This window comes from Streptomyces sp. NRRL F-5630 (assembly GCF_000719475.1).
Classification (GTDB): domain Bacteria; phylum Actinomycetota; class Actinomycetes; order Streptomycetales; family Streptomycetaceae; genus Streptomyces.
The window spans coordinates 38,284-48,470 of sequence record NZ_JOGO01000049.1; the positions used below are offsets into that span (position 1 = coordinate 38,284).

Genomic DNA, 10,187 nt, shown 5'->3' on the forward strand with positions numbered 1-10,187 from the left:
TGCCGTGATCACCGCGTGCGAGTGCCCGCACGGGAAGTCGCCGCTGGTGGGCGGATGCGGGAGGGGCCGTTCGGGGGGTTCGGCAGTCGATCTGACAAGTACACCCGAACCGCCTCGCCGATGCTGACGGATTCTCCCGAGGGCGGGGGTTAGAGTCCCGTCGTTCCGCCCTTGTTGTCATGGCGTGCACCTTGTGTGCGATTCAGAGGCATACGGGGCGTAATGCCCATTTTCCGGAGTGTGAGTCCGGGCTGTCCCGCCCCCCCCATACACCGCCCTCGGAGGGCCGTCATGCGAAGCCGACTTCCGCTGTCCGCCGTGGTGCGCCGTGGCGCGGCCTGCGCGCTGCTCGCCCTCGCCGCCCTCGCCCAGGGGCCCCTCGCGGGCGCCGCCGCGCGGGGCGCGGAGGCGGAGGACGCGCCGACGGCGAGCGGGGCGCGAGCACGGCCCGTGGCGGCGAGCGGGGCGGCGCAGGCGGAGCTCCGGGCCGCCGCGCCGCGCGCCGCGACCAGGGTGCCCTTCGCGCCGCGCTGGAGCGCGACCCTGCACGGGGGATTCGCGCGGGCCGCCGCGTCGGCCGTGGTCTGCGAGGCGCCCGCCGTCAAGGGCGTCCCGGCGTGCGCGGGCGCCCGGCGCGGCGAGGGCGCGGTCAAGGGGCGGACCGCGCCGAACAACGGTGACTACGCGCTGTCCTACAAGGACAGCGACGACGACCCGAACACCTACAACTCCACCCGTGCCCGCCTCGACATCCCCGAGGGCGCGCGCATCCGCTACGCGCGCCTGTACTGGGGCGGCAACCTGCGCGTCGGCGAGCGGAAGCCCCTCGCGGACGCGGGGACCGTCCTCGTCGCCGAGCCCGGCGGCGCCTACCGGAAGGTCGGCGCCGACACGGCGATCGGGCACCGGGTGGCGGGCGGCGCCGAGGCCCTGCACGCCTCGGCCGACGTCACCGACCTCGTGCGCGCCAGCGGGCCGGGCGAGTGGACCGTGGCCCAGCTCCCCATCGCGAAGGGGCACTCGGCGACCGGTGGCTGGGGCGGGTGGACGCTCGTCGCCGCCTGGGAGGAGCCGCAGGCGCCGCTGCGGCGGCTCGCCCTGTGGGACGGGTTCGAATCGCTGCACGTCGGCGAGCGCGACCGCCGCACGCTGCGCCTCACGCTGCCGGGCCACCACGTCCCGGCCGGGGCCTCGGGCCGCGCGGGATTCGTCGCATACGACGGGGACCGGGGCGTGGACGGGGACGCGGTCACGGTGCGTACCGGAAAGGCGAAGCCCGTCCCGCTCGGCGGCGACGCGGCGAACCCGTCCGCCGACCTCTTCAACTCGACGATCAGTGACCGGACGAGTGCCTCCGGCAGGAGTTCGCGCCGGGTCCCGCCGCACACCTTCGGCTACGACTCCGACGTCCTCGACCTCCGCAAGGCCCTGCGGCGCGGCGGCACGGGGCTGCGGGCCGACGTGTCGGCGCAGCGGGACGCGGTGTGGCTGGGGGCGTTCTGGGCGGAGACGGACGAGGCGCGGGCGGGCGGTGGCGCGAGGGCCGGTGTCGCGGCGGGCGGGCGACGCGGCTGACCGTTCTTCCCGCTCCGTCATCCCGTCCGTTCCTCGCACAGTGGGGTCAGCGCGCGTGTCAGTGTCAGCAGAGCAGTGCGAACTCCCGGCCCGCGCACGTGTCCTGCACGTGGCGCAGCCGGTCGAAGGCGGCGTCGCGCGCGTCGTCACGGACCTCGTGCGCGCGCAGTGCGCGGACGGCATGGACGTCCGTCTGGCCTGCCCGCCCGACGGCACGCTCGGCGAACAGGCTTCCCGGCACGGGGCGTTCGTGCACGAGTGGTACGCGGGGCGCGCGCCAGGACCGGCGCTGCGGGCCGAAACGGCCGGTCTGCGCCGGGTGATCGACGCCGTGCGGCCCCAACTCCTGCACCTGCACAGCGCGAAGGCCGGTCTCGCCGCGCGGCTCGTGGTGCGCGGGGCGCTGCCCACCGTGTTCCAGCCGCACGCCTGGTCGTTCGAGGCGGCGGGCGGCCCGGTCGGCGCCTTCGCGCGGCACTGGGAGCGGTACGCGGCCCGCTGGACCGACCGGCTGCTCTGCGTGAGCGAGGCCGAGCGCCGTACCGGTGAACAGGCGGGCGTGCGCGGTGCGTTCTCCGTACTGCCGAACGGCGTCGACCTCACCGCCTTCCGGCCCGAGGGCGGCCGGTACGCGTACGGGGACGGCGCCCCGCTCGTCGTGTGCGTGGGGCGGTTGTGCCGCCAGAAGGGGCAGGACGTGCTGCTGCGGGCCTGGCCCGCAGTGCGCGAGGCCGTGCCGGGGGCGCGGCTCGTCCTCGTCGGCGACGGGCCCGACGAGGCGGAGCTGCGCCAACAGGCGGGCGAGGGCGTCGCGTTCGTGGGGGCCGCGCGGGACTGTGCGCGGTGGTACCGGGCCGCCGACCTCGTCGTGCTGCCCTCGCGCTGGGAGGGGATGGCGCTCGCGCCGCTGGAGGCGATGGCCTGCGGGCGCGCGCTCGTCCTCACGGACACGGGCGGCGCCCGCGAGAGCCTGCCGGACGCGGCGCTCCCGTACAGCCTCGTCCCGCCCGAGGAGCCCGGCGCGCTCACCGCCGCGCTCACGCGCCTGCTGCGGGCGCCCGCCCTGCGCGTGGACCTCGCCGCGGTGGGGCTCGCGCACGTGCGCGCCCGTCACGACGTACGACGCACCGCGCGGGCCGTCTCCGCGCTCTACGGCGCCCTCCTCGCGCGGACGCCCAGGACCACCCCTCCGGGCCCGCGCGGCACGACCGCCGGGACCCGCCCCCCAAGGGAGTCGATGACCTCGTGAGCGTGGAGAACGACCTTGTGCGCGTGGAGCTTTCGCCGTCGGACACGGCGAGGTCCCGGGGCGAGTCGCTGGACGCCGACCGGCGGGGGCAGGGGGGCCGCAGGGGTGCGGCGGAGCCGTACACGCGGGGCGGGGACCAGCCGTGCGCGCCGGGCGCGGAACAGCGTGTGGTGGAGCAGGGCGGAGCGGCGGCTGCCGGAGGAAGCGGGGCGGGCGACGGCGGCGCCGGACTGAGGGTGGCCGGAAGCGCATCCCCGACGCGCACCGCTACGCGCCCGGCCCCCCGCACCGCTACGCGCCCGGCGCCCCGCACCGCGCCCGGCACCCCCGTCCGCACCCCGGCCCGCGCCTCCTCCCGCACTGCGCCCCGTCCCCTCGCCCCCCGCCGCGCCCCCCACCCCTCTCTCGCCCTCGTCACCGCCGACCTGCTCGGTGTGCTCGTGGGTGGGCTGGTGGCCGGGGCGGGGTGGAGCTGGGAATGGGCGGCGCTCGGTGGGGCGCTGCTCGTCCTCACCGCGCGGTCCGCGTGCCTGTACCGGCCAGGACCGGAGACCGGGGTGCTCGACGAGGTGCCCGCGCTCTGCGCCCGTACCGCCCTCGCCTGGGCGGTCGTCGCCGCGCTGCTCGCCGCCGTGCGGCCGGAGGCGGCGCTGCCGCTCCCCGCGCTGATCACCGCGTGGGCCGCGCAGAGCCTCGTCGCCGCGAGCGTGCGCGGGCTCGTGCACGGGCGGCGGCGGGCGCGGCGGCGCGCGCGGCCCGCCGCCGCGCTGCTCGTCGGCGACGCCCGTACCCACACCGTCGCCACGGTGCTGCGCCGCTGCGAGCGGCCCGTCGTGCTGCCCGTCGGCATCGTCGGGCCGCGCGCCGGGACACCCGGGGACGTGCCCGTGCTCGGCTCCGCCGACGAGGTGCGGCGCGCCCTCGGCGCGCACGACGTGCGGCTCGCGCTGTGCGTCGGGGAGCCGCCGGCCGCGTACCTGCGGCTCCTGCGCGCCCACGGCTGCGCCCTGTGGCGCCTGGACGCGCGCGGCCCCGGGCACGGTTCCGCGCCCGGCACCACGAGCCTCGCCGGCTACCCGCTCACACCGCTGCCCCCCGGCCCCCGCCGGCCCGGCGCGGGCAAACGCGCCCTCGACCTCGCCCTCGCGGGCCCCGCCCTGGTGCTCCTCTCGCCGCTCCTGCTCGCCTGCGCCCTCGCCGTCCGCCTCAGTGACGGCCCCGGTGTCCTCTTCCGGCAGGAACGCGTCGGCCAGTACGGGAAGGCCTTCACGCTCCTCAAGTTCCGCAGCCTGCGCCCCGGCGACGACCGCGAGGCCGCCACCCGCTGGAACGTCGCCCACGACGACCGCATGAGCCCGGTGGGCCGCTTCCTGCGCCGCTCCTCGCTCGACGAGCTGCCCCAGCTGTGGAACATCCTGCGCGGCGACATGAGCCTCGTCGGGCCGCGCCCCGAACGCCCCTTCTTCGTGGCCGAGTTCGGCCGTACGTACGCGGGGTACCGGCACCGGCACCGCGCACCCGTCGGCCTCACCGGGCTCGCGCAGATCAGCGGCCTGCGCGGGGACACCTCCATCGAGGACCGCTCCCGGCACGACAACTACTACGTCGACCACTGGTCGTTGTGGCTCGACGTACGGATTCTCGTGCGCACCGCCGTCTCGCTCGTCCGCCCCTCGGGGAGCTGACCCCGTGACCCACGCACCCGCCCACGCCGCCCCGCACGCAGCCGGGCAGCCCGCCGCCCCCACCGGCCCGCACGCCGCGCCGGACGCCGCGCCGCGCGAGGCGGCCCGGCCCGCGCCGCTCACCGTCCTCGTTCGCGCCGTCCGCCGCCACGTCCCCGCCCGGCTGCTCCCCGCCCTCGCCGTTCTCGCCCTCCTCGCCTACCCCGCGTCCCCGGGCGCCGAGGGCGCGACCCCCGCCGACGCGGCCTCCGCCGTCCTCGTCCTCACGGTCGCGCTGCGGCTCCTGCGCGAGAGGCGGGGGGACGGCGGGGGCGGTGAGGACCGCGTGTCCGGCGAGAGCCGCAGGACCGGCGGGACCGCCGAGACCCGCGAAACCGGCCGCCCCCACGCCCCCCACGCCCCCTTCACCCCCGGCGCCCCCCTCACCCCCCGCGCCGCCCTCCTCCTCGGCGTCCCCGTCCTCGCGCTCGCCCTCGCCGCTCTCGGCGCGGCCGACGCGGCGACCGGGATCGCCGGGCTAGGCCGCTACCTCCAGATCTTCGTCCTCGTCCCCGCGGCGCTCCTCCTCTCCCTCCGCGACCCGCGCGACCTGCGCGTCCTCGCCTGGGGACTCGTCGCGCTCGCTCTCGCCGAGGGCGGCGTCGGCGTCGTCCAGTACCTCACCGGCTCCGGCGCCTCCTACATGGGCGAGGACATCCGCGCCGTCGGCACCTTCGGGCCCGGGGACGTCATGGGCATGGCCACGGTCGTCGCGTACGGGCTCGTCGCCGCGAGCGGCCTCGCGCTCGCCCGCCCCGGGGAGGCCCCGCGTCTGCAGCGGCCCCTCGCCGCCGCCTGCGCCGCCGCGCTCCTCGTCCCGCTCGCCCTCTCCTTCAGCCGCGGCGCGTGGATCGCCACCGCCGCCGTCCTCGGCCTCCAGCTCCTCGGCGCCGGACCCCGCCGCGCCCTCAAGGTCCTCGCCGCCGCGAGCGCCGCCGCCGTCGTCCTCGTCGGCGGTCTCGGCATCGGCTCCGCGATGCTTCAGGAACGCCTCAGCAGCATCACCAAGGTCACCGCCGCCCCCGACCGGTCCGTCACCGACCGGTACACCATGTGGGCCGCCGCGGGCGACATGTGGCGCGAGCACCCGGTCACGGGCGTCGGCCTGAAGGGCTTCCCCGCCCACCGCGACAGCCACGCCTCGCTCGCCCTCTCCGCGGGCAGCGACACCGCGGGCGCGGGTCAGGACTTCCGCGTCCAGGCGCTCCTGTCCCCGCACGACATGTACCTCCTCGTCCTCAGCGAACAGGGCCTCATCGGCCTCACCGCCCTCGGCGGGTGCTGGGCCGCGCTCCTCGTCCTGGGCGTGCGCCGCCTCGTCGGCACGCACCGGAGCCCCTTCCCGCGCCGCCGCCCCCTCGACTGCGGACTCGTCGCCTGCGGTCTCCTGCTGTGGCAGCTCGTCGACTTCGTCTACGCCGACATCGGCGGCCCCGCCACCGTCATGACCGCCTTCGCCCTCGGCCTCGCCGCCTGGTGGGGACTCGGGGTGCGGTACGGGGCGGAGCGGCCGGACGCGGAGGGGGCGGAGCCGACGCGCGTGCGGGGGACGGCCGGACCCGTCCCCTGCGAGGCGCGGCGACCCGCTCCGTACGCCGCGCCCCGCCCCGCCGGGCACCCCGCCTCCCAGCCCTCCGAGAGGCGGACCCCATGACCGACCGCACACCCACCGCTCCCGGTGAGCCCACCGCACGGACCGGGCACGCCACACCCCCGGCGAGTACGGCGGGCACAGCGACGACCGTGGCGACCGCCACACACGCCACACACGCCATGCCCGCCACACGCCCCGCCCCCGCTGTCCCCCCGAAGGCCCTCCCCGCCCCCCGCTCCGAAGGCCGCGACCCCTCCGGCCGGTTCCTCGCGCGCGCCGCGGGGATCACCGCCGCCCTCACCGTCGCCGGGTCCGTGCTCGGGCTCGTCCGCGACCAGGCCCTCGCGCACTTCTTCGGGGCCGGGCAGGAGACCGACGCCTTCCTCGTCGCCTGGACCCTGCCCGAGTTCGCGTCCACGCTCCTCATCGAGGACGGCACCGCGCTCGTCCTCGTCCCCGCCTTCTCCCTCGCGCTCGCCCTGCGCGCCACGAGCGGCGCAGGGGAACCCGACCCGGTCCGCGCCCTCGTGCGCGCCACGCTCCCCAGGTTCTGCGCGATCCTCTCGCTCGTCGCGCTCCTCCTCGTCGCGGGCGCCCCCTGGATCGTCGAGTTCCTCGCCCCGGGGCTGCCGCGCCGTCAGCTCGCCATCGACTGCACGCGCCTCACCGCGACCTGCGCCCTCAGCTTCGGCCTCGCCGGGTACTGCGGCGCGGCCCTGCGCGTCCACCGCCGCTACCTCTCCCCGGCCTCCATCTACGTCGCCTACAACACCGGCATCATCGCCGCGATGGCACTCGTGGGTGCCTGGGCGGGCTGGGGCGTGCGCGCCGCCGCGCTCGGCGTCGCGCTCGGCGGCGGCCTCATGGTCCTCGTGCAGGCGCCGTTCCTCGTACGGGAGTTGCGCGCGCGGCGCGTCATCGGCGGCGCGAGCGGGGACGCGCCTCCGGCCCGTACCCGGCTCTTCGACCCCGCGCTCCTCGGGCCCGTCCTGTGCTTCGCGCTCTTCCGGCAGTCGCAGGTGCTCGTCGAGCGCTGGTTCGGCTCCGAGCTCGCCCCGGGCGCGATCTCCCACCTCAACTACGCGCAGAAGGTCGCGCAGGTCCCCATGGTCATGTCGCTCATGCTCGCGACCGTCACCTTCCCCGTCGTCGCCAAAGCGCTCGCCGAGGGGCGCGCCGAGGACGCCCGCCGCCGCGTCGAACGCGATCTCTCGCTCGCCGGGTGCGTCGTCCTCCTCGGCGCCGCCGTCGTCATCGCCTGTGCCGGGCAGATCGTCGAACTCCTCTTCCAGCGCGGGGCCTTCACCGCCACCGATACGGCGGCGACCGCCGCCGTCATGCGCGTCTACGCCCTCGGCCTCCTCGGCCACACGCTCGTCGGCGCCCTCATCCGCTCCTACTTCTCCGCCGCGCGCAAGACCTGGTACCCGGCCGCCGCCATGCTCGCCGGCCTCGGCGTCACCGCCCTCGGCGCGGCCCTCCTCGCCCCGGCGCACGGTGTGCTCGGCCTCGCCGCCGCCAACGCCCTCGGCATCAGCACCACCGCCGCCCTCATGCTCGCCGGGCCCCTGCGCCGTTCCCTCCCGCTCCGCACCGGGGCCGTCGCCCGCGACCTCGCCGGGCTCGTCCTCGCCGCCGCCCTCGGCTGCCTCGCTGCCCACCTCGCCGCCGCTCGCCTCGCCTCCCCCGCGGCCGGGCTCGCCGCGGGGACCCTCGCCCTTCTCGCCGTCTCCCTCGGCACCGCCCTCTCCCTGCGCCTCCCGGCCGCCGAAGTCCTCCGCCAGACCCTCGCGAAGCGGACCGGCCGAAAGGGCCGTACCCGTACGACCGGTACGCGTGCGAGCGATACGCCTGCCAGCGGTACGGCCGGGGCGCCTGCGAGCGGTACGCCCGGTGCGCCCAGCACCCGCGCGAGCGACGCCACCCGCGCGAGCGACGCGCCTCCCCCCGACTAGCCGGCTCCCTCCGCCGGTCCCGCTCCCCGTCCCCCCGTACGAGAAAGCGCCGCGATGCCCGCTGAACCGCCCGCCGTTCCCGCGCCCGTCTTTCCCGCGCGCCCCGCTCCGGCCACCCCGCTGTGGGTGCTCATGTACCACTCGGTCTCCGAGGTGCGCGAGGACCCGTACCGCGTCACCGTCACCCCGCACCGCCTGGAGCGGCAACTCCGCTGGCTGCGACGGCGCGGACTGCGCGGCGTGTCCGTCACCGCGCTCCTCGCGGCCCGCGCCGCCGGACGCGGTGAGGGACTCGTCGGGCTCACGTTCGACGACGGCTACGCCGACTTCCTCTCCCACGCGGTGCCCCTCCTGCACCGCTACGGCTGCACCGCCACCGTCTTCGCCCTCCCCGGCCGCCTCGGCGGCGACAACGCCTGGGACCCGCTCGGCCCCCGCAAAGCCCTCCTCACCGCCGCCGGACTGCGCCGCGTGCGCGCCGAGGGCATGGAACTCGCCTCGCACGGCCTGACGCACGTGGACCTCACCCGTGCCGACGACGCCACCCTCCGCGCCGAGACCGCCGGTGCCCGCGCGCGCCTCACCGAGCTCACCGGCACACCCGTCGACGGCTTCTGCTACCCGTACGGGACACTCGACGCCCGCGCCATGGACGCCGTCCGCGCCGCCGGTTACCGGTACGCCTGCGCCATCGACCCCGGCGCGCACACCGGCCCGTACGCCCTTCCGCGCGTCCACATCGGCAGCCGCGACACCGCACCGTTCCTCGCCCTCAAGCGCCGCCTCCACGCCCGCCGACGCCCCACCGCGCTCGCCACGCTCCCGTACGCGCCCCTCGCGCCCGAGGAGGCGGCCCGCGTATGAGCACCGCCCCCGCCGCGGAGCCCCGCACGGGCACCGCGCCACCCCCCGGCGCCGCCCCCCGCCCCCGGGTCCTCCACGTCATCACCGGGCTCGGCGTCGGCGGGGCCGAGCAGCAACTCCGGCTCCTCGTCCCCCGCCTCACCGCCGACAGCGAGGTCCTCACCCTCACCCACCCCGGGCCACTCGCCACCGCGCTGCGCGCCGACGGAGTCCCCGTCCACCACCTCGGCATGGGCGGCAACCGCGACCTGAGCGCGCTGCCCCGCCTCGCCCGGCACATCCGCGCGGGCCGCTACGACCTCGTGCACACGCACCTCTACCGCGCCTGCCTCTACGGCCGTCTCGCCGCCCGTCTCGCGGGGGTGCGCGCCCTCGTCGCCACCGAGCACTCCCTCGGGGACACCGAGATCGAGGGCCGCCCCCTCACCCCCGGGGTCCGCGCCCTCTACCTCGCGGGCGAACGCCTCGGCACCGCGACCGTCGCCGTCTCCGAGACCGTCGCCGAACGCCTCGCCCGCTGGGGCGTCCCCGACAGCCGGGTCCACGTCGTCCCCAACGGCATCGACGCCGCCGCCTTCGCCCACGACCCCGAACTCCGCACCACCGCGCGCACCGCCCTCGGCATCCCGGCGGGCGCGCACGTCCTCGCCGGAGCCGGCCGCCTCGTCCCCGGCAAGCGCTTCGCCGCGCTCGTCGAGGCCCTCGCCCTCCTCCCCGCGGACCACCACCTCGTCCTCGCGGGCGCGGGACCCGAGGAGGCCGCCCTGCGCGCCCTGACCACGCGGCTGCGCCTCGACGACCGCGTGCACCTCACCGGCGAACAGGACCCGCACGGACTGCGCGCCCTGCTCTGCGCCGCCGACGTCTTCCTCTCGCCCTCCGCCGACGAGGCCTTCGGACTCGCCGTCGTCGAGGCGCTCGCCGCCGGGCTCCCCGTCCTCTACGTGCGCTGCCCGGCCCTGGAGGACCTGCCCCCCGAGTCCGCGCCCGCGCAGCGCGTCGGCGGCTCACCGGCCGCGCTCGCCGAAGCCGTCCGTTGGGGCCGCGCCACCGGGCACGGGCGCGGGCTCCCGCCGGGCGAGCGGTTCCCCGTGCCCGCCGCCGTGCGCCACTACGCCGTCGAGCGCTCGGCCGCGCTCCTCGACGCCGTCTACCGCCACGCCCTCGCCCAGGCCGCGACCCCCGCCGCCGCCCGCCCCCCACGCCCCCGCGCGCCCCACCCGACC

7 protein-coding genes are annotated in these 10,187 nt (G+C 77.7%); all 7 read left to right on the forward strand.

All coding sequences use genetic code 11. The features are described from left to right. The first annotated feature begins 291 nt into the window (after nucleotides 1-291). The gene (locus tag IF99_RS0121385; protein WP_030998224.1) at nucleotides 292-1,575 is read left to right on the forward strand and encodes a hypothetical protein; all 1,284 of its coding nucleotides are present in this window, start codon (nucleotides 292-294) and stop codon (nucleotides 1,573-1,575) included. 61 nt (nucleotides 1,576-1,636) lie between these two features. Then, the gene (locus IF99_RS0121390; protein ID WP_030998225.1) at nucleotides 1,637-2,824 is read left to right on the forward strand and encodes a glycosyltransferase; all 1,188 of its coding nucleotides are present in this window, start codon (nucleotides 1,637-1,639) and stop codon (nucleotides 2,822-2,824) included. 236 nt (nucleotides 2,825-3,060) lie between these two features. Then, the gene (locus tag IF99_RS0121395; RefSeq protein WP_078655196.1) at nucleotides 3,061-4,509 is read left to right on the forward strand and encodes an exopolysaccharide biosynthesis polyprenyl glycosylphosphotransferase; all 1,449 of its coding nucleotides are present in this window, start codon (nucleotides 3,061-3,063) and stop codon (nucleotides 4,507-4,509) included. A gap of 4 nt (nucleotides 4,510-4,513) precedes the next feature. Continuing rightward, nucleotides 4,514-6,202 carry an O-antigen ligase family protein gene (locus IF99_RS32715; RefSeq protein WP_420705692.1) on the forward strand — a complete coding sequence of 563 codons (1,689 nt, stop codon included), beginning with the start codon at nucleotides 4,514-4,516 and terminating at the stop codon, nucleotides 6,200-6,202. Nucleotides 6,203-6,321: 119 nt separating this feature from the next. Next, on the forward strand, nucleotides 6,322-8,097 hold the full coding sequence (locus IF99_RS0121405) for a lipid II flippase MurJ (RefSeq protein WP_107048996.1): 1,776 nt from the start codon (nucleotides 6,322-6,324) through the stop codon (nucleotides 8,095-8,097). 54 nt (nucleotides 8,098-8,151) lie between these two features. After that, a complete protein-coding gene (locus IF99_RS0121410; protein ID WP_037827264.1) occupies nucleotides 8,152-8,961 on the forward strand; it encodes a polysaccharide deacetylase family protein in 810 nt (269 codons plus the stop codon). After that, on the forward strand, nucleotides 8,958-10,187 hold a 1,230-nt coding region (locus IF99_RS0121415), incomplete at its 3' end, for a glycosyltransferase (RefSeq protein ID WP_107048997.1). The genes IF99_RS0121410 and IF99_RS0121415, both read left to right, overlap by 4 nt.

Excerpts from the sequence above, each read along its gene's own strand:
- IF99_RS0121410 (WP_037827264.1), top strand. The coding sequence starts at position 8,152 with ATGCCCGCTGAACCGCCCGCCGTTCCCGCGCCCGTCTTTCCCGCGCGC.
- IF99_RS0121385 (WP_030998224.1), top strand. The coding sequence starts at position 292 with ATGCGAAGCCGACTTCCGCTGTCCGCCGTGGTGCGCCGTGGCGCGGCC.
- IF99_RS0121405 (WP_107048996.1), top strand. The coding sequence starts at position 6,322 with ATGCCCGCCACACGCCCCGCCCCCGCTGTCCCCCCGAAGGCCCTCCCC.